The organism is Nonomuraea terrae, from assembly GCF_004348995.1.
Lineage (GTDB): Bacteria > Actinomycetota > Actinomycetes > Streptosporangiales > Streptosporangiaceae > Nonomuraea > Nonomuraea terrae.
In genome coordinates this window covers 14,498-35,913 of record NZ_SMKQ01000045.1, presented here as the reverse complement: position 1 = coordinate 35,913, position 21,416 = coordinate 14,498, and the positions used below count along the sequence as shown (strand labels likewise).

Genomic DNA, 21,416 nt, shown 5'->3' with positions numbered 1-21,416 from the left:
GGGATCGTCCCTGCCCCGCGGACTGGATGCGCCCGGCTGCGCACCCGCGAGTCTACCGGAGGGCCGCCCGGCGTATGCGTGCGTATGCGCCAGGCCTCTGCCCGGAATGGGGGGGCGAATGCTGAGGGTTGGAGGCTTCTGGGGTGGATTGTGCGAGAGTATCGTGTGGACTGTGACGACGTTCAGGATCAGCGAGGCCGCGGCGCTGCTCGGGGTCAGCGCCGACACCGTGCGCCGGTGGGTCGACTCCGGGCGGCTCGCGGCCGAGCGTGACGAGCACGGCCACCGGCGGGTGCAGGGCGCCGACCTGGCCGCGTTCGCCCGATCCCAGGTGGAGTCGCCGGAGAGCGGACGGTCCTCGGCCCGCAACCGGCTGCGCGGCATCGTCACCGACGTGCTGAAGGACGCGGTGATGGCGCAGGTGGAGATCGCGGCGGGGCCGTACCGCGTGGTGTCGCTGATGAGCCGGCAGGCCGCCGACGAGCTGGGGCTGGCGCCGGGTGTGATGGCCGAGGCCGTGATCAAGTCCACCAATGTCGTGGTCGAGGTCCCCGGCCGCGAGCGCGCGGGGACCTCGTGAGACGCGTCCTGCTGACGGTCCTCGCGGCGGCGCTCGCCCTCGCGGGGTGCGGGGCGGAGGCGTCCGGCGGCGGGAAGGTGACGGTGTTCGCGGCGGCGTCGCTGACCGAGAGCTTCACCCGGCTCGGTGCGGAGTTCGAGGCCGCGCACCCCGGCACGGCGGTGACGTTCAACTTCGGGTCGAGCGCGACCCTCGCCCAGCAGATCGTGCAGGGTGCTCCGGCCGACGTGTTCGCCGCGGCCAGCCCCGCCACGATGCGGACCGTCACCGACGCCTCTCTGGCCGGTGCGCCGGTCACGTTCGCGCGCAACAAGCTGGAGATCGCCGTCCCCGCCGGCAACCCGGCCAAGGTCCGGACGCCGGCCGATCTGGCCGCCCCGGGGGTGAAGGTCGCGCTCTGCGCCGAGCAGGTGCCGTGCGGGGTCGCCGCCGCCCAGGCGCTCAAGGCCGCGGGCGTACGGGTCACGCCCGTGACGCTGGAGCAGGACGTCAAGGCCACGCTCACCAAGGTCCGCCTCGGCGAGGTCGACGCGGCGCTCGTCTACCGCACCGACGTGCTGGCGGCGGCCGGCGAGGTGCGCGGCATCCCCTTCCCCGAGGCCGACCGGGCGGTCAACGACTACCCGATCGCGGTGCTCGACGACGCACCCGCGGGTGACCTCGCCAAGCAGTTCGTCCAGCTCGTGCGCTCGCCGCAGGGCAAGGACGTGCTGGCCGAGGCCGGATTCGAGGCCCCATGACGACGACGTCCCGCAGCGGCTCCGCCCGTGGCGGCGGGCGTGTCGTCGCCGGGCGGTTGCCGTGGGTGCTCGTGGTGCCCGCGCTCCTCGGGCTGGCCTTCCTCGTGCTGCCGCTGGCCGGGCTGCTGATCCGGGCCCCCTGGCCGACGCTGCTCCAGCGGCTGAGCGAGCCGCAGATCCTGGAGGCGCTGCGCCTGTCGGTGGTGACGGCCACCATCGCGACCGCCGTGTGCCTGCTGCTCGGCGTGCCGCTCGCCTGGCTGCTCGCCCGGGTCGACCTGCCCGGCAAGCGGGTGGTGCGGGCGCTCGTCACCGTGCCGCTCGTGCTGCCCCCGGTCGTGGGCGGCGTGGCGCTGCTGCTCGTTCTCGGCCGGCGCGGGCTCGTCGGCCAGTGGCTGGAGTCGGCGTTCGGCGTCACGCTGCCGTTCACCACCGCCGGGGTGGTCATCGCGGAGGCGTTCGTCGCGATGCCGTTCCTCGTCATCAGTGTGGAGGGCGCGCTGCGCGCGGCCGACCAGCGCTACGAGGAGGCCGCGGCCACCCTGGGCGCCTCCCGCTGGACGGTCTTCCGCCGCGTCACCCTGCCGCTCGTCGCCCCCGGCATCGTGGCCGGGGCGGTGCTGTGCTGGGCGCGGGCGCTCGGCGAGTTCGGGGCCACGATCACGTTCGCCGGGAACTTCCCCGGCACCACCCGCACCATGCCGCTGGCCGTCTACCTCGCCCTGGAGACCGAGCCGGAGGCCGCCATCGTGCTCAGTCTCGTCCTGCTCGCCGTCTCCGTGGTCATCCTGGCGAGCCTGCGCGACCGGTGGGTGAACGCCGCATGACCGCGCCCGGCCTGAGCGCCCGGCTCGTCGTCACCCGGCCCGCGTTCCGGCTCGACGTCTCCTTCGACGTCGTCCCCGGCGAGGTCGTCGCGCTGCTCGGCCCCAACGGCGCGGGCAAGACCACCGCCCTGCGCGCCCTCGCGGGACTCATCGGCCTGGCTGCGGAGGGGCACATCACCCTCGACGGCCGCCCCCTGCACACCGAACCCCCCGACCGGCGGCCCATCGGCATGGTGTTCCAGGACTACCTGCTCTTCCCCCACCTGTCCGCCCTCGACAACGTCGCCTTCGGGCCGCGCTGCCGCGGCGCCTCCAAGGCCGAGGCCCGCCGCGTCGCGGCCGGCCTGCTCGAACGCGTCGGCCTCGCCGCCCAGGCCGGCGCCAAACCCCGCCGGCTGTCCGGCGGCCAGGCGCAGCGGGTCGCGCTCGCCCGGGCGCTGGCCGTACGGCCGCGGCTGCTGCTGCTCGACGAGCCGCTCGCCGCGCTCGACGCGCACACCCGGCTGGAGATCCGCTCCCAGCTGCGCCGCCACCTGGCCGGGTTCGACGGTGCCACCGTGCTCGTCACGCACGACCCGCTCGACGCCATGGTGCTCGCCGACCGGCTGGTGGTGGTGGAGGACGGCGCCGTCGTCCAGCAGGGCGGGCCCGCCGAGGTGGCCAGGCGCCCCCGTACGGACTACGTGGCGCGGCTGGTCGGGCTCAACCTGTACCGGGGGAGCGGCGACGGGGCTCGCGTCAAGGTGGGCGAGCTGCCCTTCAGCACGATCGAGCAGGTCGACGGGCCGGCGTTCGTGGCCTTCTCGCCGGCCGCCGTCGCGCTCTACCGCACCCGGCCCGACGGCAGCCCGCGCAACCTGTGGCAGGCCGCCGTCGAGGGCGTCGAACGCCACGGCGACAACGTCCGCGTCCACCTCGGCGGGCCCATCGCCGCGTTCGTCGACATCACGCCCGCCGCACTCGCCGACCTCGACCTGAGCCCCGGCCGGCAGGTGTGGGCCGCGGTGAAGGCCACCGAGACCCACGCCTACCCGGCCTAGCCTCGGGCCGGGGCCTGCTCGCGTGTCGCGGGCAGGCCGAGCTCCTCGGTCGGCACACGGTACGTCTCCCGCGCCGTGGCCACCGCGACGGCGCTGATCGCGCAGAGGACGGCGGTGAAGATGCCCACGCCGACCCAGCCCCGCAGGCCCAGCCAGCCCTCCGGCGAGACGATGCCCGCGGCCGAGGCCACCGCGAACCCGGCCACCGCGAAGCCGATCTGGGTGCCGATCGCCATGCCCGACAGGCGCACCTTCGTGCTGAACATCTCGCCGTACAGCGCCGGCCAGATGCCGTTGGAGGCGCTGTAGACGACGCCGAGCGTCAGGATGCCGACCACGAAGACCAGCGCGTAGTTGCGCGAGTTGATCGCCGCCAGGTACGCGAAGATCATGATCGGGCTGCCGATCGCGCCGACGAGGAAGACGGGCTTGCGGCCGATCCGGTCCGACAGCCGGGCCCACAGCGGGATCGCTACCAGCGCGACGGCGTTCGCGGCGATGCTCACCCAGAGCATCGTGGCGTTGTCGAGGCCGATCTCGTCGCTGGTGGCGTAGTTGAGCGCCCACACCGTGAAGATCGTGCTGACGGTGGCGATGAGCGCCGCGCACACCACGCGCACCACACTGCGCCAGTGGTCGCGGAACAGCACCGCCAGCGGCATCCGCGGCACGGTGCCCTGGGCGAGCTCCGCCTCGAAGGCCGGGGTCTCCTCCAGCCGCCTGCGGATGATCCAGCCGACCACCGCGACGGCCACACTCAGCCAGAACGGCACCCGCCAGCCCCAGCTGAGCAGTTGCTCCTCCGGCAGCGCCGCCACCGGGATGAACACGAACGTGGCCAGGATCTGGCCGAACTGGGTGCCGTTCAGCGTGAAGCTGGTGAAGTAGCCGCGCCGGTCGCTCGGGGAGTGCTCCAGGGTCATCGAGTTGGCGCTGGCCTGCTCGCCCGCCGCCGACAGACCCTGCAGGATGCGCAGCAGCACCAGCAGCGCCGGCGCGAGGTTGCCGATCTGGTCGCGGGTGGGCAGGCAGCCGATGAGGAACGTGGAGACGCCCATCAGCACCAGCGTGAACACCATGATCTTCTTGCGGCCGAACCGGTCGCCCACGTGACCCAGGATGAACGCGCCCACGGGCCGGGCGGCGTAGGCGACGCCGAAGCTGGCCAGCGACTGCAGGGTGGCGGTGGCCGGGTCGGAGTCGTCGAAGAAGACCCTGCTGAAGATCAGCGCGGCGGCGCTGCCGTAGATGAAGAAGTCGTAGTACTCGAGAGCGCTGCCGATCCAGGCGGCGACGGCGGCCTTGCGGGGGGTGCCCCGGCTCAGGGGGGTGTCCGGTGAGCTGTCGGTCACGGTTGCTCTCCTCGGTGAGCGCGGTCCGGCGGCCCCCGACGCGCCGATAACCTGCGTTTTACGTACTAGATAGTTAATTAATGTCGCGGCCATGCTGCAGGGCCGCGCGGCGGCTGTCAAGGGACCGGTCGCCGTACGGTGTCGCGAGCGGTCATTACTATGGGCGGATGACCTCGCAGCCGGCCACCCAGCCTGCCACCCAGCCGGCCGACAGGCCGCGCCGGCGTGACGCCGAGCGCACCCGGGCGGAGATCCTCGCGGTCGCGCAGAGCGAGTTCGCCCGCCACGGCTACGCCGGGGCGCGGGTCGACGAGATCGCCGAGCTCATGCGCACGACCAAGCGCATGATCTACTACTACTTCGGCAGCAAGGAGCGCCTCTACGTCGCGGTGCTGGAGAAGGCGTACTCCGAGGTGCGCGCCGTCGAGCGCACGGTCGACGTCGAGCACCTGGCGCCGGTCGAGGCGATCCGCACGCTGGCCGAGCTGACGTTCGACCACCACGACGCCCACCGCGACTTCATCAAGCTCGTCGCCATCGAGAACATCCACCAGGGCGAGCACATCCGCACGTCCGAGGTGCTGGCCAACCTCGGGGCGCCGGTGCTCGACCTCATCTCGCGCATCCTGGAGGCGGGGCGGGCCTCCGGCGACTTCGTCACCGAGGCCGACGCCATCGACGTGCACATGATGATCAGTGCGTTCTGCTTCTTCCGGGTGGCCAACCAGCACACGTTCGGGGCGCTGTTCGGACGCGACATGACCGCCCCCGAGCATCGTGAACGGTTGCGCCGCATGGTCGGTGAGATGACGGTGGCCTACCTCCGGGGCGCCGGCGGCAGCGCCTGATGCTCACGTCAGGGCATTGAGGGCACGGTCCACGTCGTCGGTCGTCGTGTAGACGTGGAAGCCGGCACGGACCTTGCCCGCCCGCACGGCCGCCCTGATCCCGGCCGCCTCCAGGCGTTCGCCCGGGGCGTCGACCGAGACGATGGCGGTGTTCGAGGGCTCCAGGCCGAGGCCCGTTCTGAAGCGGTTGGCGAGAGTCACGTCGTGCTCGTGGATCCGTTCCATGCCGATCTCGTTGAGCAGTTCGAGGGCGGGGGCCGCGCCGACGTACGAGAACCAGGCGGGCGACAGGTCGAACGCGCGCGCGTCGTCGGCGAGGCGCAGCGGCGGGCCGTAGTAGGAGCCGCCCTCGTCGGCGCCGCCGTACCAGTTGGCGGCCAGCGGGCGCATCCGCTCGCGCAGGCCCGGCGACAGGTAGCCGAACGCCGCGCCGCGCGGCGCCATCAGCCACTTGTACGCGGCGCAGGCCAGCGCGTCCACGCCCGCCACGTCCACGGGCAGCCAGCCGCACGCCTGCGAGCCGTCGGCGATCACCAGCGCGTCGTGGGCGCGGGCGGCGGCGACGATGTCGGCGAGCGGGGCGACGTACCCGGTGGCGGACTGCACCAGGCTGAACGCGACGGCGGCGGTGTCACGGGTGATCGCGTCGGCGAGGCGGTCGGCCGGCACCGTACGGACCCGGGCGCTGACCATCCACGGGAACAGGTTGCTGGTGAACTCCTCCTCCGGCGCCACGACCTCGGCGCCCGCCGGCAGGGCGGTGGCCACGACGGACATGATCTGGGAGACCGACGAGCTGATCATCACGTCGGCGGGGGAGGCCCCGACCAGGCGGGCGAACGCGGAACGGGAGCGCCCGACGGAGGCGTCCCACGGTTTCCAGTCGCTGCTTCCGTGCCGCCACTGGGTCAGGGCGGTCTGCAACTCGTCGAACGCGCGGCGCGGGGGGATGCCGTAGGAAGGGGTGTTCAGCCAGCCCGGGTCCGCGTCCCAGAGCTTGACGGCCGTGGCGATGTCCATGCGCTCAGCCTAGGCAGCTCACCGCCGGACCACGAGATCCCCTCGGCCGGTTCGGGTGGGGCTCGGGGCAGGGCGGTGGCTGGCTGAGCGGTGCCAGAGCGCGGGCCAGCCGCCGCGGCCGAGCCAGGCGGCCGGGACGCGGAGTCCGTCCGCGGCGACCCGCTCCCAGAAGGCATCCAGGTCAGCGCCCAGCTCCACCGCACCTGGGAACGCCCGCCGCCATGGACCGTCCGGGTCCTCCAGGCTCGAACGGGGAAAGCCGGGCACGGACGCCTTCCCCGGCCCGGCCACCGCGACGGTCGGCGGCCCGTCCGCGCGGCTGGTGACCGCGATGACGAGCGCGCAGAGTACGGCCGTGTCCGCGTCGCGCGCGACGCGGTAGGCGAGCACCGGGTCGTCGGCGTGGGCCAGAAGGCCGAGCGTGGCGCGGACCCGCCGTGCCACGAGCTCCATCGTCCTGGCGGGCGCGATCGCCTCGTGCCGGGCGAGCGCGCGCAGCGAGCCCGGCAGCGGCGCGTCGGCCAGGAGCAGGTCCAGGTGATCGTGGCGGGCGCGCAGGGCCGGGTCGAGCGCGTCCAGGGCACGGGCGAGCGGACGGACACCGGTGGCCGCCCACAGCGCTGCCGGCCCCACCGCGGACAGGCCCTGGCGGCAGGCGTGCGCCATCCCTTCCGTGGAGAGACGGCGCAGCGCCGTCACGACGGCGGCGCCCGTTCCGGCTCCGGGCCAGGCCACGGCGGTCCCGACCGCGCCCGGATCGGCACCGCCCACCGTGGCGTCGACCGTGCCGGTCGGCCCCGTGCCGGTCAGCCCGATGTTGCCCGTTTCGGCGGGCCTGGTGCGGGTGGCGTCGAGGGTGCTCAGGGCCGCCAAGGCGGTCGTGGTGTCGGCGGCGGTCATCGACTGATGGGCCAAGTCCGCCAGTGGGGTGCTGATCTCCAGGAACGTACGGTTCGCGCGCCGCCGAGGCGACGGGCGGGGCCAGTCTCGTTCGACGGGTTCGGGGTGCGGCCGTTCGCGGGCCGGCGGTGGGAGGGTGGCCGCCCAGGTGGTGAATCGTTCGTGGAGCTCCGCGGGCGGGTCGGCGTTGAAGCGGGCGCGGAGCTCGGTGACGTGCCAGGCGCGGCCGTGCAGCCGCAGCTCGGCGTTGGCGACGATCTCGCCCTTCGCGCCGCGCAGCGCCAGCAGCGCACACCTGCCCAGCTCGGCCGCCTCCACGTAGTGCGGGAAGCCGATGCAGTTGCCCATGTACGCCGCCCACTCGGCGAGCATGCGCGCGTCCCGGGCGCACTCCACGCGCACGTCCGTACCGGGCAGCACCGTGCCGTCCCGTACGGCCAGCGGCTCGGGCAGCGGGAACACCTGCGGCACGGGGAGGCCGGCGACCAGCCCGGCGGTCAGCTCCGCCCACGTACGGCACCGCCGCGGCGGCCGAGCGCCGAACGACACGAACTGCGCGGCGGCGGCCAGCGCGGAGGGGATGGAGCCGGGCATGCGGGTGTCGTCCGGCGACGGGTCCGGGTTGGCATCGGGGGTGAGGGGACCGTAGGCGACGGCGGCGCGGTCGTGGCCGTTGAACCGGGCGAGGGCGTCGGCGAGCTCGGCGTACCACAGCAGGTCGCCGACCGTCTCCACCTCCTGCGGCGGCACGCCAGGTCGTGCGGCGAGGCGTTCCGACAGCGGGGGACGCCGCCCGGCCGCCGGCGGCTGCGCCCATCCGGTGGGGTCGCGCTGCGCGGTGTACCCGACGGCGGATCGCCAGTTCCTCATCCCGGCCTCCGACCAGGGCCCCAGGAACGCCAGGACACGCTGGTCGCCGAGCAGTTCGGTGACGGCCTCCATGACGACCTCGGCGTACTCGGCCGCCCTCGCCAGGCGTTGGCGTACGTACTCCGCCGGCTCCGCCCGCGCCGCCAGCTCCCTGACGTAGCAGCCGGGACGGGCGGGGAACCCGGCCATACCGCGCACCCGGCGCGCCGCCGATCCGGCTTCGGCGTCCGTCATGAAGGCCGTGGCCGCGGCGAGTTGCCCGGCGCACCGCGCGACGCCCCTTTCTACGCCGTCCTCCGCCACCGCCACGGCGGTGCGCAGCAGCACGGTCGCGGCCAGGGCGTCGTGCATCGCGCGGCCCACGATGACCGTCCAGTGCCAGGGCCGCGGCAGCCACCGCGCGGCCTCCGCCGCCGTCGGCTCGTGGCCCAGCTCGGCGCGGACCAGGCCGAGCACGAAGTCGTCGGCGTGGGCGCGGTAACGGTCGCGCAGCTCGTCCAGCCTGCTCTGCCGACCGCGGACGGCTCGCAACCGCTCCTCGCGCCGCTCCTCGGCCTGCCGCGCCGCCACCTGCCGCCAGAGATCCCGCAGCAGCTCGAACCGCCGCCGCCGCGGAAACCCGCCGAGGACCCGTTCCAGATGATCCGCCACGGCGGACGCCGCCGCCTCCGGCACGGCCTCGACGACCTCCCTGAGATCCGCGTCCTGAGCGGTGGCGGAACCTGCGGCCGGTGCGCTCTGCCGGTCGGCAGAGGCGGTGTGGGAGCCCCACTGCAGGACGCGTTCGATCTGTTCGGCGGCGAGCAGGCCGCCGGCGGCCGAGGCCAGGTGGAGCGCCGCCCAGCGGCCGTCGGCGACGGCCTTCGCGGCCGCGGCGGCGACCGGCTTGGTCGCCGCCGTCCCGAACAACGCCACCAGCACCCTCGTACGCTCGCCCAGCCGGTGCAGCCCGTCCAGCCCCAGCACCTGGAGGGCGGCCAGCACGGCGTCCCGCCGATCGCCGCGCACACCGTCGAGCCGGGCCGAGACGAATCCAGGGCACAACTCGACGCCCGCCCCCGCCGCCACCACTCCCAGCTCCGCGTACGGGCCGGGCACCGCCGGCGTGCCCGCGACGAGCCGGGCCAGCGCGGTCACGGCGGGTGCCGGATCGGCGCCGACGGGCCCGACCACGACGGGCAGGGCGGAGCGGTCGGGTTCCTCTGTGAGCAGGCGTCCGCGCGCGTCCCAGACCTGCTGACCGCGTCCCGTCACCATCCCGAAGGCAAGCCGTACCACGTGCTCATGATTCGGGCATCCGGCCCGGAACGGCAAACGAATTCAAGCCGCCTCACTTCGGGCATCTCGCATTAGTTATATCAAAAGGTCTATTGACATGATTTATCAACAAGAGAAGTATTTGGGCATGTCAGAAGACGGCCTCCCGCTCCATGTGCGGACCCGCAGGGCGCTGGAGGCCCGAATCCGCGGCGGCCAGTGGGGCCCGGGCACCCGGATCCCCACCGAGGCCGAGCTCTGCCAGGAGTTCGGCGTCTCGCGCATCACCGTGCAACGGGCCCTGCGGGATCTCGCCGACGCCGGGCTCATCGTCCGCTTCCGCAAGCGCGGCAGCTTCGTGGCCCAGGCCGTCGGCCGGCACAACTTGCTGCGCTTCACGGGGCTGCTCATCCAGGGCCCGGAAACGCACGGCGACCACCGGGTCGTCTCGGCGCAGGTGCTGCCCGCCCACAAGGCGAGGCTGCGGCTGCCGGGCGTGCCAGGAGAGGAGGCGGTCGTGCAGATGGAGCGTCACAAGCTGGGCCCGGACGGCGCGGTGCTGAACACCGAGCTTCACGTGCTGCCCTTCCGGCTGGCGCCCGACCTGCTCGAGCAGCCGTTAGGGCCGCTCACCACGCACGCCTACCTCCGCGACCGCGGCGTCGAGCTCGTACGCGCCAGGCTCTACGTGGAGCCGTACGCGCTCGGCGAGGCCGAGGCGGAGCTGTTCGGCCTGCCGGCGGGCACGCCGGTGTTCCGCTGGCTGCGCGAGACCTGGACCAGGCGCGGCGAGATCGCCGAACTCCTGGAAGAGGTCGTCCCGCCGAGATCCGAGCGCTTCTACGTGGAGACCGACCTGGGCGGCCCTCCCGACCGCCCCTGAACGACAACACCCGTACGACCGCACCGTGCGCCGTAGGCGCGACGGTCCCCCGTCCTGCCCTTGAGGAGCGGTTCCATGACCTCTGTCGCCGTCGTCGGCACCGGCGCCGTCGGCTCGATGGCCCTGTGGCGCCTGGCCGAACGCGGCATCCCGGCAGTCGGCTTCGACGCCTACGCCCCCGGCCACGACCGCGGGGCAGCCGGCGGCGAGTCGCGGATCTTCCGCACCGCGTACAAGGAGGGCCCGGAGTACGTGCCGCTGCTGCGCGAGGCGCGCACCCTGTGGGAGGAGCTGGAACGCGTCTCGGGCCGCCGTCTGCTGACCCCGGTCGGCGGCGTCACGGCGGGCCCGCGCGACCACCCCAAGATCCGCGCCGTGCTGGCCGCCGCCCGGGCGCACGACCTGCCCGTCGAGGTCCTGACCGGGCGGGACGCGCGCGAGCGGGTCCCCGAGCATCCGCTGCGCGAGGGCGAGGTCCTGGTCGCCGACCCCGACGCCGGCCACCTGCGCCCTGAGCCCGCCGTGGTCGCCGCCGCGAACGCCGCCGAACAGGCCGGCGCCCGCATCGCCCGCTACACGCCGGTCCACGAGGTACGTGCGGACGCCACCGGCGTGACCGTCGTGACCGGCGACGGCCGGCACCGTTTCACACACGCCGTCCTCGCCCCCGGCCCCTGGGCGGCCACGCCCGGCGTCCTGCTCCCCCAGCCCCTCGCCCGGCACGTCAGCGCCATGGCCATCACCTCGACCTGGTTCCCGCGCCGCGACGAGACGCTCTTCGGCCCGCAGCGGTGCCCGATCGCCATCCGCGTCGGCGAGCCCGCCTACTCCTGCTTCCCCTCGGTGGACGGCGCCGGCGTCAAGGTCAACCTGCACGTCCCGTGGCGGCCGATCGGCTCACCGGAGTCGCTGCCCCGCAGCGTCCCGGTCGCTTACGTGCGGCAGGTCGCCGAGGCGGTCGCCGCGACCCTGCCGGGCCTGCGGCCCGACCCGATCCGCGTGGCCACGTACGCCGACGCCTTCAGCCCCGACGGCCACGGCCTGCTCGGCAGGATGGGCCGCACGGTGGTCGCGGCCGCGTTCAGCGGGCACGGCTTCAAGCTCGCCCCCGTCTTCGGCGACATCGTCGCCGACCTGGTCGAGACCGGCGCGACGGCGCGCGGCATCGGCCACCTTGCCCCGAACCGCCCCCTTCGGAGGTCGCCATGACACCCAGACCGCTGGCCGCCGGGCTCCTCGCCGGGCTCCTCGCCCTCACCTCCTGCGGCGCGCCCACCCCGTCGGCCGCCCCCGGCACCCTCGTCATCGCCGGGTACGGCGGCTCGTACGAGGAGGCGTTCAAGCAGTCCGTCATCCCGGGCTTCGAGAAGTCCTGCTCCTGCAAGGTCACCTACATCGCCGGCAGCTCCACCGACACCGTCGCCAAGCTCAAGGCGCAGCAGGCCGCGCCGCAGATCGACGTCGCCCTCATCGACGACGGCGTGCAGGCCCAGGCGGTCGAGGCGGGACTGCTGGCCCCCCTCGATCCGAAGGTGGTTACCAACCTGCCGAACGTCATCGACCTCGCCCGCCTGCCCGGGGACGTCGGCGTCGGCTTCTCCCTGAACGCCACAGGCCTGGCCTACAACACCGACTACTACGCCAAGAACGGCCTGCCCGCGCCGAAGCGGCTGGCCGACCTGGAGAACCCCGGGCTCAAGGGCAAGCTCGTGATGCCGTCCATCACCCAGACGTACGGCCTGGGCGCGCTGCTCATCGCCGCCAAGGTCGGCGGCGGCTCCGAGCAGGACATCGAACCGGGCTTCGCGGGCGTGAAGAAGATCGCGGCCAACGCCGTCACGTTCGACACCACGGCCGACGTGTCCAACTACTTCCTGCAAGGACAGGCCGTGGCCACGGTGTGGGGCAACTCGCGCGTGCAGACGCTGGCCGACAAGGGTTTCCCGATCGCGTTCGTCTACCCGGAAGAGGGCGCGCTGCCGCTGATCGCCACCGTCAACGTGGTGAACAAGGCGCCGCACGCCGACCTGGCGCAGAAGTTCGTCAACACGCTCCTGGAGCCGTCGGCGCAGCAGGCCATGGCCGCCTCCAACTTCAACGGCCCGGTCGTCAGGGGGGTAACGCTCGACCCCTCGCTCGCCGGCAAGGTCGTCGACCAGAACCGCGCCGCCGACCTGCGCAAGCTCGACTGGGAAACGATCAACAAGAACCGTTCCGCCTGGACGGAGCGCTGGAACAAGGAGGTCGAGACCTCATGACCAGGCTGCTCGCCGTGGCGCTGGCCCTCATCGGCCTGACGGCCTGCTCCCCGCCCAGCCCGGCCGTCTCGGCGGGCAGGCTCGTGGTGGCAGGGTACGGGGGCTCGTACCAGGAGGCGTTCGAGCAGGCGGTGCTGCCCGACTTCGAGAAATCGTGCGGCTGCGAGGTCACCTACATCGCCGGCAGCTCCACCGACACCGTCGCCAAGCTGAAGGCGCAGCAGGCCGCGCCGCAGATCGACGTCGCCCTCATCGACGACGGGCCGCAGGCCCAGGCGGCGCAGGCGGGCCTGCTGGCCGAGCTGGACCCCGCCACCGTGACGCGCCTGGCGAAAGTCGAGAAGGTGGCCCGCCTGCCCGGAGACATCGGCGTCGGCTTCGCGCTGACCGCGACCGGGATCGCGTACAACGACAAGTGGTACGCCGACAACGGCGTGCCCGCGCCCAGGAAGTTGTCCGACCTGGCGGACCCGAGGCTCAAGGGCAAGGTCGTGTTCCCGTCGATCAGCAACACCTACGGCGTGGGCGCCCTCATGCTGGCGGCCCGCGAGGGCGGCGGCTCCGAGCGGGACGCCGAGCCCGGCTTCGCGGGCGTGGAGAAGGTCGCGGTCAACGCCTTCACCTTCGACACCACGGCCGACGTGTCGAACTACTTCCTGCAGGGGCAGGCGGTCGCCTCCGTCTGGGGCGGCTCGCGGGTGGAGACGCTGGCCGACAAGGGCTTCCCGATCACGTTCGCCTACCCGGAGGAAGGCGCCATCCCGTTGCTGGCGACCGCGAACGTCGTCGCCAAGGCGCCGCACCCTGACCTGGCGCAGAAGTTCGTCAACGCCCTGCTGGAGCCGGCCATCCAACGCAAGCTGGCCGCCGAGGGCTACGACGCCCCCACCGTCACCGACGCCGAGCTCGACCCCGCCGTGGCCAAGCGCGTCGTCGGCGCGGAGCAGGCGGCCGGGATGACGCCGCTGGACTGGAGCGTGATCAACGACTCGCGCGCCGGCTGGACCGACCGATGGACGAAGGAGGTTGAGCGCTCATGAGCACGAGCGTCACCGAGGCGCCGGCGCGGTCCGACGTCCGGCGCGGGCGGCTGCGGCTGGACGGCGTGCGCAAGGTGCTGGGCGGCAAGGAGGTGGTCTCGTCGGTGGACCTGGAGACCGAGCCCGGCGAGTTCCTCACGCTGCTCGGCCCCTCCGGCTGCGGCAAGACGACGACCCTCAACATGGTCGCCGGGCACCTGACCGCCGACGGCGGCGTGATCGAGGTGGACGGCCGCGACATCACCGCCGTCCCGCCGCACCGCCGTTCCATGGGGATGGTCTTCCAGTCGTACGCGCTGTTCCCGCACATGACGGTCGCCGAGAACGTCGCGTTCGGCCTGCGCATGCGCAAGGTTCCCGCCGCCGACCGGCGCAGGCAGGTCGCCGAGATGCTGGAGCTGGTCGGCCTGGACGGCATGGCCGACCGGCACCCCGGCCGGCTGTCCGGCGGCCAGCAGCAGCGGGCCGCGCTGGCCAGGGCGCTGGTCGTCCAGCCCGACCTGTTGCTGCTCGACGAGCCCTTCTCCAACCTCGATGCCCAGCTGCGGGTACGCCTGCGTGAGGAGGTCGCCGCCCTGCAGCGCCGCATCGGCACCACCACGATCCTCGTCACCCACGACCAGGAGGAGGCGCTGGCCGTCTCCGACCGGATCGCGGTCATGGCCGACGGCGTGATCCACCAGCTCGACCGGCCGCGCGAGATCTACCTGCGCCCCGGCACGGACTTCGTGGCCCGCTTCATCGGTGAGGTCAACGCCATCGAGGGCACCGCCGCCGGGCCCGTGGCCGACGGGTACGCCTGCACGGTCGCCGGGGAGACCGTGGCCGCCACCCCCGCCGGTGACCCGCCTGCCGCGGGCGAGGCCGTGCGGCTGTACGTACGGCCTGAGGTCGTGCGGATCAGCACGGACGGCGCGCAGGGACTGCGCGGCACGGTCCGCGAGACGCGTTTTCTCGGCTCGCGCATCCGCTGCGTCGTCGCCACCCCGGCCGGCGAGGTGACGGCGGCGCTGCCGTTCGACGCCCGGGTGCCCGCGGTGGGGGAGGAGGTGACCTGCGCATGGCGGCCGTCGGACGCGTCGCTGGCGGCTCGCTGAACCGCTCCGGCCGGCGCACGGGCCTGCTGCTCGCGCTCCCGGCCATCCTGATCTTCGCGCTGCTGTTCGTGGCGCCGCTGTGCACGCTGGTGGCCAACAGCTTCAGGACGCAGACGGGCGCGTTCACGCTGGACAACTACCAGCGTTTCCTCGGCGACCCGTTCTACCGGGACGTCCTGTGGAACACGCTCAAGGTGGCCGCGCTGACCACGATCGGCTGCCTGGTCGTCGGCTACCCCTTCGCGCTGTACCTGCGCGGCCGCTCGCCGCGTGTGCGCAACTGGCTGGCCCTGCTCCTGCTGTCGCCGCTGCTGATCAGCATGGTCATCCGCGCGTACGGATGGCTGGTGGTGCTCGGGCCGCAGGGGCCGGTCGCCGCCGTGATCGAGTGGTTCGGGCTCACCCCGCCACAGCTGCTCTACAACGACACGGCCGTGCTCATCGGCATGGTCCACGTCATGCTCGCGTACATGGTGCTGCCGCTCATGGGCAGCCTCGACCGGATCGACCGCACCCTCGTGCCGGCCGCCAGGGGGCTCGGCGCGTCCGGCTGGACCTGCTTCTGGCGGATCACGCTGCCGCTGTCGGCGCCCGGCATGCTGGCCGGAGCCATGATCGTCTTCAGCCTGACGGCCTCCAGCTTCGTCACCCCGGCGATCCTCGGCGGCCCGAAGGTGAAGCTCATGCCGTACTTCGTCTACACGCAGGCCACCGTCACGCTCGACTGGCCGTACGCGGCCGCGATCGGCTTCGTGCTGGTGGTCGTGACGACCGGGCTGCTGCTGGCGTACTCGCGGCTGCTGCGCAGGGGCGGCGGGGAGGTGGTGTTCGGATGACGCGGCTCACCGCCCTGCTCGGCGGCGCGTTCGCGGTGCTCGTCGGGCTGTTCCTGATCGCGCCCGTCGCGGTCACGGTGGCCTCCTCGCTCACCACGACCGCGTACGTGACGTTCCCGCCGCAGGGCATCACCCTGCGCTGGTACGCCGAGGTGTTCCAGAAGCCCGAGTTCCTGTCGTCGTTCGCGCTCAGCGTGGGCGTGGCCCTGGGCGCGGCGGCCGTGTCGGCGGTGGCCGGGCTGGCCGGCGGGCTCGCCATCCACCGCTACCGCTTCCCCGGCCGGGCCGCGCTGGAGGCGGTGCTGTCCAGCGCGTTCGCGGTGCCCACGATCGTGCTCGGCATCGGACTGCTGCAGTGGTTCGCGCAGATGGGGCTGGCCTCCAGCCCGTTCACGCTGCTGCTGGCGCACCTGGTGCTGACCGTCCCGTACGCGGTGCGGCTGGTCCTGGCCGGGCTCGCCGGGCTCGACCGGTCGGCGGAGAAGGCCGCGGCCGGGCTGGGCGCCCCGCCGTTCGCGGTGTTCTGGCACGTGACGCTGCCGGCTGTGCGCGGGGCGCTGATCGGGGGTGCGTTCTTCGCCTTCATCACCTCCTTCGACGACCTGACGGTGGCACTGTTCGTGGTCACCACCGACCTGCAGACGCTGCCCGTCAGGATCTTCAACTACATGCAGTACGACTACGACCCCACGGTCACCGCGATCGGCACGCTGATGGTGCTGTTCGCCGTGGTCGCGGTCGTCGTCATCGAACGTTTCGTCGGCGTGGCCAGGCTGTTCGGCGCCGACCGGGATCAACAGTGAAAGGAACCGGCATGCGGGTCGTCGTCATCGGCGCGGGAGTGGTGGGATCGGCGGTCGCGGCGGGGCTGGTCCGGCGCGGCGCCCAGGTCACGGTCCTGGAGGCGCGTACGCCGGGAGCCGGCACCACGTCCACCTCGGTCGCGTGGGTCAACGCCAACAACAAGACCCCCAAGGCGTACTTCGAGCTCAACCACGCCGCCGTCTGGGCGCACCACCAGCTGCCCGGCGACTGGTTCTTCCCCACCGGCAACCTCGAGTGCGCGGTCACCGACGAGCACAAGGAGAACCTTGAGGCCCGCGTCGGCCGGCTGCTCGACCTGGGCTACCCGGTCGAACGGGTGACCGCGCGGCGGGCGCTGGCGCTGGAGCCCGACCTCGTCCCGCCTCCTGGCGCCGAGTACGTGTTCTTCCCCGGCGAGGCGTACGTCCAGCCCCTGCGCCTGCTCGGGCGGCTGCTCGGCGAGGCGCGCGACGGCGGCGCGGTGGTCGAGTGCGGCGCCGAGGTCACCGCGGTCGAGACGTCGGCGTCCGGGGTGAAGGTGCTGGCCGGTGGGCGCACGTTCGCCGGAGACGCCGTCGTCACCTGCGCCGGCCGCTGGACCCGTCAGGTCGCCGCCCTGGCCGGGGCGACGGTGCCGATGCTGGACCCGGTCGTGTCCGGCTCGGTCACCAACGGGTTCCTGGTCACCACGACGCCGGTGCCCGCACGGCTGTCCCGCGTGCTCACCACCGCCGGGCTCAACCTGCGCCCGGACGGCGGCGGGCGGCTGCTGCTGCAGTCGCTGCCCCTGGACGGGCTCGCCGACCCGGCCGAGCCGGTGCCGGCGGAGATCCGCGCCGACATCCTCGGACGGCTGCCCGGCGTGCTGCGCGGCACGGAGGGAGCCGAGGTGGAGCGGGCGGTCGTGGGGCAGCGGGCGATGCCCGGCGACGGGCTCACCGTGGCCGGGTTCGCCGACGCCGACCGGCGCGTGTACACGGTGGCCACGCACAGCGGGGTCACGCTGGCGCCGCTGCTGATGGAGGAGGTGGCGGGGGAGCTGTTCGGTGTGGAGTCGGCGCTGCTGGAGCCGTTCCGCCCCGGCCGTTTCGCCGACGGCACGGCCGGTCCCGCGCCCGTCCCGGCTCGCCGGCCGGGTCAGCAGTGACGCGCCGCCGTCGCTGAGCGGCGGGTTCCGGAGGCGTGCGGGCGGGCAGGCGTACCTCGTCTCGGGGAAGAAAGGCCTGATGAGCCCATGATCGGAAAGCTGATGGAGCTGGGCGGCTTCGGGGTGGAGGCCGCCGTCACGCTCACCCGCAACGGGCTGCTGCGCCCGCTGCCGCCCGGCGTGCTGGCCCGCGTGGTGGAGGCGTACCGGACCTTCGACGTGTCGCTCGCGGCGGGCGTGGCGGCGGCCGCTGCCCGCTGGCCGGAGCGGCCCGCCGTGCTGGACGAGGACGGGACGCTGACGTTCGCCGAGCTGGACGCCCGCGCCGCGGCGCTGGCCGCCGCGCTGCGCTCCCGCTACGGCGCGGGGCCGGGCACGACGGTGGCGGTCATGTGGCCCAACCACCGCGGCTTCGTCACGGCCGCCGCGGCCGTGTCCCGCCTCGGCGCCGACCTGCTGCTGCTCAACACCGGGCTGGCCGGGCCGCAGCTGCGGGACATCCTGCGCCGCGAGGGCGTCCACGTGCTCATCGCGGACCCGGGCCTCGCGCGGGTCCAGTTCGGCGGGCCGCGCGTCAGCGACCTCGACGACCTGGTGAGCGAGGGCGGGCCGCCCGTGCCGAGGCCCCGGCGGCCGGGGCGGCTGGTGCTGCTCACCTCCGGCACGACCGGCGTGCCCAAGGGCGCCCCGCGCAGGCTCTCCCTGGGGGCGGTGGCGGAGCCGTTCGTGTCGATGCTGGCCACCGTGCCCGTACGCGGCGGGGAGCCGATGCTCGTCGCGCCGCCGCTGTTCCACGGGCTCGGCATCCTGTGGTACGCGGTCGCGCTCGTGCTCGGCTGCCCGGTCGTGCTCATACGCCGCTTCGACCCGCAGGGCGTTCTCGACGCGCTCGAACGCACCGGTGCGGGCAGCATGGTCGCCGTGCCGGTGATGCTGCAGCGGCTGCTCGCCCTCCCGCCCCGGCGGCTGCCGCACCTTCGCGTGGTGCTCTGCGGTGGCTCGGCGCTGCGGCCAGACCTCGCCACCGCGTTCATGGACGCCTACGGTGACGTCCTCTACAACCTGTACGGCTCCACCGAGGCCGGCTGGGCGGCCCTGGCCACGCCCGCCGACCTGCGGGCCGCCCCTGAGACGGTGGGCCGCCCGCCGCGCGGAGCGACCGTGCGCGTCGAAGGGCCTGAGGGGCGCGAGCAGCCGGCCGGCGAGGTGGGACGGGTTCTGGTCGGCGGCGGCCTGACGTTCGGGACGGCACCGCGCGGGGAGGACGGCCTGCTGGCCACCGGCGACCTTGGCCACCGGGACGAGCACGGCCTGCTGTTCATCGACGGCCGCGACGACGACATGATCGTCTCCGGTGGCGAGAACGTGTTCCCGCAGGAGGTCGAGAACCTGCTCGCCCGCCGCCCCGGCGTCGCCGACGTGGCGGTGCTCGGCGTGCCGGACGAGGAGTTCGGGCAGCGACTGGCCGCGTACGTGGTGGCCGAGCAAGGGGTCACGCTGTCGGCGGACGAGCTGAAGCAGGCCGTCAAGGAGGAGCTGGCCGGGTTCAAGGTGCCGCGCGACGTGGTCTTCGTGCCGTCCCTGCCCAGGAACCAGACCGGCAAGGTGGACCGGTCCCGGCTCCTGGCCGACTCACGATCGTGACAGGTGGTCACGCGGTGCCGTGCGGGTTGTCGATGACGTAGCGCCATCGGCCGTCCGGGCCGCGGCGGACGACGTCGGTGGCGGTGCCGCTCAGGTCGACCGCGCTGCCGTCGCGCGCGGTGCCGCGCATCGACCAGTCGACGATGAGCAGGGCGATGTCCCCGGCCACGTACGCGTGCCGGGGGCGGGTTTCGATCGGCAGGCCGAAGCTCTGCAGGTGACGGTTGGCGGCGGCCAGGGCGGGGCCGCTGACGGGGTGGCCCGGCACCGGCACGAGGACGGCGCCGTCCTCGTAGACGTGGTCCAACGCGTCGGGATCGCCGGAGTTCATCGCCGCGACGAACTGCACGGCGGGATTGCCGGGGTCGCCGGTGAGAACCAGGCGAGGCTGAGCATCGTCATGAAGGGTCATGACAAAATGATCATATCACATGCCGATGGTTCAGGATCACCGCGTTCGTTGAAGCGGCTCTCACGTCAGTTGAAGGTGCCACCCATGCAGGTACTGGCGACCACTCCTGAAAACATCATGGCGACGATCGACCACATCAGCTGCCACCTTCCACACGCCACCCGAACAGACCCCAGCAACGCGACAGGCGCCGCTACCGCGTTGGTGTCGTGTTCGCGCAGCATCCGCAGGACGGTGGCCGGGTAAGGTACCTCTGAGAATCCCCGGCAATGATCTTGTCTGAGACGTGATCGCGAGCTAGCGGATCCGCGCCTGCACCGGGAACTGCACGGTCGCGTCCGCGGACGCGCTGCCGAGGTGCACGGGTCCGGGGGAGAGCACGCCATTGATGGTGGTGCCGCCCTGCTGGGTGGAGGCGGCATGCCGGGAGAGGAAGTCGGCCGGGAAGTTCAGGTTCGGCCGGGTGAGCGTGTCGAGTTCGGCGAGTTGCCGCTTGGTCAGGTTCACCTCCAGCGAGGTGAGGTTCGCTTCGAGTTGCGCCGTGGTGCGGACCCCGATGGCGATCGTGGTCACCTCGGTCTGCTGCCGTACCCACGCGAGCGCGATGGCCGCCACCGGCACGCCGTGATCGTCGCTCATTCGCCGCATGGCGTCGAGCAGGGTGAACGTCGCCTCGTTGAGGTACGGCGCGACCCACGCGCCGGCACGGCCGGATTCTTTGACGGCGTTGATCCTGCGCGTGTACTTGCCTGACAGCACTCCGTTCGCCAGCGGGCTCCAGGGCATCACCCCGAGTCCCAGTTCGCGAGCGGCGCCGAACAGTTCCCCTTCGGAGGTGCGCTGCAGCAGCGAGTATTCGACCTGGATCGCCGCGGCGTTCGCCCAGCCGCGGAACTCGGCGATGGACGCCATCCGGGCGACCGCCCACGCCGGCGTGTCGGACAGGCCGATGTAGCGGATCTTGCCCTGGTGGACGAGGTCGTTCAGGGTCGACATCGTCTCTTCGAGGGGAGTGTGCCGGTCCCAGTTGTGCAGCCAGTACAGGTCGATGTAGTCGGTGCGCAGCCGGCGCAGCGACTCCTCGGCCTGTTGCATGATCGCCTTGCGGCCCGCGCCGCCGCCGTTGGGGTCGTTGGGAAACAGGGTGCCCGCGAACTTGGTGCTGATGACGACGCGGTCACGCAGGCTGGGCCGACTGCCGAAGTAGGTGCCGATGAGTTCCTCGGAACGCCCGCCGGTGTAGATGTTGGCCGTGTCGATGAGGTTCCCGCCCGCCCCGAGGTAGCGGTCGAGGATCGCGTAGGTGGTGTAGTCGTCGGAGCCGGCAACGCTGTCGCCGAACGTCAGTCCGCCGAGGGCCAGAGGGCTCACCCGCAAACCTGTGTTGCCGAGCGTACGGAAGGAGTCGAGCCGGACGGCCGTGTGCCGCCCGTTGGGCGCGGTGCCCGGGCGATGTGGATCGGCGAGCGGCGACGGCACGTCCCGCCGCTGCCACGAAAGTCCTTCAGTGCTCGTCAAGGCGTCCCCCGTTTACCTGCGATGACGTTCTTGTCCAGAAATGTGCTCGATGTCGTATCCCACCATCGAGGTGCGTAACGATCTACGTAGATCTGCACATTCAGGGAGCCGGCGCGATCACTTCCGCGTGGCCGGCCGCGGCCATCCGGCACAACCGCGCCACCGACCAGGCCATCACCCGATCACCGATCGCCTACATCGCTGACCCCGCAGTTCCTGGGCGCGGGTGACGATCTGGTCGTAACGCTCTTGGCTGACGCGCCCGACCATGGTCTGCATGGTCCGCTCTCCCCTCGCACACGACGTACGCGACAACGGCGGGGTACGGATCACCAACACCTGT

20 protein-coding genes are annotated in these 21,416 nt (G+C 72.9%); 14 read left to right on the top strand and 6 right to left on the bottom strand.

Features of this window, described 5'->3' with window-relative positions; genetic code table 11:
• Positions 1–172 precede the first annotated feature (172 nt).
• From E1286_RS17330 to E1286_RS17315, 4 genes are read left to right on the top strand one after another with little or no spacing between them, the layout of a single operon-like run.
• Positions 173–580 carry a TOBE domain-containing protein gene (locus E1286_RS17330; protein ID WP_132613706.1) on the top strand — a complete coding sequence of 136 codons (408 nt, stop codon included), beginning with the start codon at positions 173–175 and terminating at the stop codon, positions 578–580.
• Positions 577–1,320, top strand: a complete 744-nt coding sequence (gene modA, locus E1286_RS17325) for a molybdate ABC transporter substrate-binding protein (protein WP_132613704.1) — start codon at positions 577–579, stop codon at positions 1,318–1,320. Before E1286_RS17330 ends, modA begins: the two co-directional genes overlap by 4 nt.
• On the top strand, positions 1,317–2,147 hold the full coding sequence (locus E1286_RS17320; protein WP_132613702.1) for an ABC transporter permease: 831 nt from the start codon (positions 1,317–1,319) through the stop codon (positions 2,145–2,147). Before modA ends, E1286_RS17320 begins: the two co-directional genes overlap by 4 nt.
• Positions 2,144–3,187, top strand: a complete 1,044-nt coding sequence (locus E1286_RS17315; protein WP_132613700.1) for an ABC transporter ATP-binding protein — start codon at positions 2,144–2,146, stop codon at positions 3,185–3,187. Before E1286_RS17320 ends, E1286_RS17315 begins: the two co-directional genes overlap by 4 nt.
• Here the strand turns inward: E1286_RS17315 and E1286_RS17310 are convergent.
• On the bottom strand, positions 3,184–4,539 hold the full coding sequence (locus tag E1286_RS17310) for an MFS transporter (RefSeq protein ID WP_223190050.1): 1,356 nt from the start codon (positions 4,537–4,539) through the stop codon (positions 3,184–3,186). The genes E1286_RS17315 and E1286_RS17310 overlap by 4 nt on opposite strands.
• Positions 4,540–4,706: 167 nt before the next feature.
• Here E1286_RS17310 and E1286_RS17305 point away from each other — a divergent pair, with 167 nt between their 5' ends.
• Positions 4,707–5,387 carry a TetR family transcriptional regulator gene (locus E1286_RS17305; protein WP_132613696.1) on the top strand — a complete coding sequence of 227 codons (681 nt, stop codon included), beginning with the start codon at positions 4,707–4,709 and terminating at the stop codon, positions 5,385–5,387.
• A 3-nt stretch (positions 5,388–5,390) separates the two neighbouring features.
• Here E1286_RS17305 and E1286_RS17300 read toward each other — a convergent pair whose 3' ends face one another.
• Together E1286_RS17300 and E1286_RS17295 are read right to left on the bottom strand one after the other, a co-directional pair.
• Complete coding sequence (locus E1286_RS17300; protein ID WP_132613694.1) at positions 5,391–6,407, bottom strand: aminotransferase class V-fold PLP-dependent enzyme; 1,017 nt, start codon at positions 6,405–6,407, stop codon at positions 5,391–5,393.
• Between the two features lie 18 nt (positions 6,408–6,425).
• A complete protein-coding gene (locus tag E1286_RS17295; protein ID WP_132613692.1) occupies positions 6,426–9,455 on the bottom strand; it encodes a hypothetical protein in 3,030 nt (1,009 codons plus the stop codon).
• 127 nt (positions 9,456–9,582) lie between these two features.
• Here E1286_RS17295 and E1286_RS17290 point away from each other — a divergent pair, with 127 nt between their 5' ends.
• The 9 genes from E1286_RS17290 (at position 9,583) to E1286_RS17250 (ending at position 19,143) form a co-directional block, all read left to right on the top strand.
• The gene (locus E1286_RS17290) at positions 9,583–10,317 is read left to right on the top strand and encodes a GntR family transcriptional regulator (RefSeq protein ID WP_165969773.1); all 735 of its coding nucleotides are present in this window, start codon (positions 9,583–9,585) and stop codon (positions 10,315–10,317) included.
• 75 nt (positions 10,318–10,392) lie between these two features.
• Entirely contained in the window at positions 10,393–11,526 is a 1,134-nt protein-coding gene (solA, locus tag E1286_RS17285) for an N-methyl-L-tryptophan oxidase (protein ID WP_132613688.1), read from the top strand.
• Positions 11,523–12,575, top strand: a complete 1,053-nt coding sequence (locus E1286_RS17280) for an ABC transporter substrate-binding protein (RefSeq protein WP_132613686.1) — start codon at positions 11,523–11,525, stop codon at positions 12,573–12,575. Before solA ends, E1286_RS17280 begins: the two co-directional genes overlap by 4 nt.
• Entirely contained in the window at positions 12,572–13,615 is a 1,044-nt protein-coding gene (locus E1286_RS17275; protein ID WP_132613684.1) for an ABC transporter substrate-binding protein, read from the top strand. The genes E1286_RS17280 and E1286_RS17275 overlap by 4 nt, the downstream gene beginning before the upstream one ends.
• Positions 13,612–14,712, top strand: coding sequence for an ABC transporter ATP-binding protein (locus E1286_RS17270; RefSeq protein ID WP_132613682.1), 1,101 nt, complete (start codon positions 13,612–13,614; stop codon positions 14,710–14,712). The genes E1286_RS17275 and E1286_RS17270 overlap by 4 nt, the downstream gene beginning before the upstream one ends.
• On the top strand, positions 14,676–15,548 hold the full coding sequence (locus E1286_RS17265) for an ABC transporter permease (protein ID WP_132613680.1): 873 nt from the start codon (positions 14,676–14,678) through the stop codon (positions 15,546–15,548). The genes E1286_RS17270 and E1286_RS17265 overlap by 37 nt, the downstream gene beginning before the upstream one ends.
• Entirely contained in the window at positions 15,545–16,351 is an 807-nt protein-coding gene (locus E1286_RS17260) for an ABC transporter permease (protein WP_132613678.1), read from the top strand. The genes E1286_RS17265 and E1286_RS17260 overlap by 4 nt, the downstream gene beginning before the upstream one ends.
• Positions 16,352–16,362: 11 nt before the next feature.
• The gene (locus E1286_RS17255; protein WP_132613676.1) at positions 16,363–17,499 is read left to right on the top strand and encodes an NAD(P)/FAD-dependent oxidoreductase; all 1,137 of its coding nucleotides are present in this window, start codon (positions 16,363–16,365) and stop codon (positions 17,497–17,499) included.
• Between the two features lie 87 nt (positions 17,500–17,586).
• Positions 17,587–19,143, top strand: a complete 1,557-nt coding sequence (locus tag E1286_RS17250; protein ID WP_246074928.1) for an AMP-binding protein — start codon at positions 17,587–17,589, stop codon at positions 19,141–19,143.
• A 7-nt stretch (positions 19,144–19,150) separates the two neighbouring features.
• On the opposite strand, the gene E1286_RS17245 is transcribed toward E1286_RS17250, so the two are convergent.
• The 3 genes from E1286_RS17245 to E1286_RS17240 form a co-directional block, all read right to left on the bottom strand.
• Positions 19,151–19,555, bottom strand: a complete 405-nt coding sequence (locus E1286_RS17245; RefSeq protein WP_132613674.1) for a YybH family protein — start codon at positions 19,553–19,555, stop codon at positions 19,151–19,153.
• A gap of 65 nt (positions 19,556–19,620) precedes the next feature.
• Entirely contained in the window at positions 19,621–19,779 is a 159-nt protein-coding gene (locus E1286_RS47860) for a hypothetical protein (protein WP_165969772.1), read from the bottom strand.
• A 73-nt stretch (positions 19,780–19,852) separates the two neighbouring features.
• Positions 19,853–21,073, bottom strand: coding sequence for an aldo/keto reductase (locus E1286_RS17240; protein ID WP_223190048.1), 1,221 nt, complete (start codon positions 21,071–21,073; stop codon positions 19,853–19,855).
• Positions 21,074–21,416 lie beyond the last annotated feature (343 nt).

Coding starts and splice junctions, on each gene's coding strand:
- E1286_RS17320 (WP_132613702.1), top strand. CDS start 1,317: ATGACGACGACGTCCCGCAGCGGCTCCGCCCGTGGCGGCGGGCGTGTC.
- E1286_RS17315 (WP_132613700.1), top strand. CDS start 2,144: ATGACCGCGCCCGGCCTGAGCGCCCGGCTCGTCGTCACCCGGCCCGCG.
- E1286_RS17305 (WP_132613696.1), top strand. CDS start 4,707: ATGACCTCGCAGCCGGCCACCCAGCCTGCCACCCAGCCGGCCGACAGG.
- E1286_RS17300 (WP_132613694.1), bottom strand. CDS start 6,407: ATGGACATCGCCACGGCCGTCAAGCTCTGGGACGCGGACCCGGGCTGG.
- E1286_RS17290 (WP_165969773.1), top strand. CDS start 9,583: ATGTCAGAAGACGGCCTCCCGCTCCATGTGCGGACCCGCAGGGCGCTG.
- solA (WP_132613688.1), top strand. CDS start 10,393: ATGACCTCTGTCGCCGTCGTCGGCACCGGCGCCGTCGGCTCGATGGCC.
- E1286_RS17280 (WP_132613686.1), top strand. CDS start 11,523: ATGACACCCAGACCGCTGGCCGCCGGGCTCCTCGCCGGGCTCCTCGCC.
- E1286_RS17275 (WP_132613684.1), top strand. CDS start 12,572: ATGACCAGGCTGCTCGCCGTGGCGCTGGCCCTCATCGGCCTGACGGCC.
- E1286_RS17270 (WP_132613682.1), top strand. CDS start 13,612: ATGAGCACGAGCGTCACCGAGGCGCCGGCGCGGTCCGACGTCCGGCGC.
- E1286_RS17265 (WP_132613680.1), top strand. CDS start 14,676: ATGGCGGCCGTCGGACGCGTCGCTGGCGGCTCGCTGAACCGCTCCGGC.
- E1286_RS17260 (WP_132613678.1), top strand. CDS start 15,545: ATGACGCGGCTCACCGCCCTGCTCGGCGGCGCGTTCGCGGTGCTCGTC.
- E1286_RS17255 (WP_132613676.1), top strand. CDS start 16,363: ATGCGGGTCGTCGTCATCGGCGCGGGAGTGGTGGGATCGGCGGTCGCG.
- E1286_RS17250 (WP_246074928.1), top strand. CDS start 17,587: ATGATCGGAAAGCTGATGGAGCTGGGCGGCTTCGGGGTGGAGGCCGCC.
- E1286_RS17245 (WP_132613674.1), bottom strand. CDS start 19,555: ATGACCCTTCATGACGATGCTCAGCCTCGCCTGGTTCTCACCGGCGAC.
- E1286_RS47860 (WP_165969772.1), bottom strand. CDS start 19,779: ATGCTGCGCGAACACGACACCAACGCGGTAGCGGCGCCTGTCGCGTTG.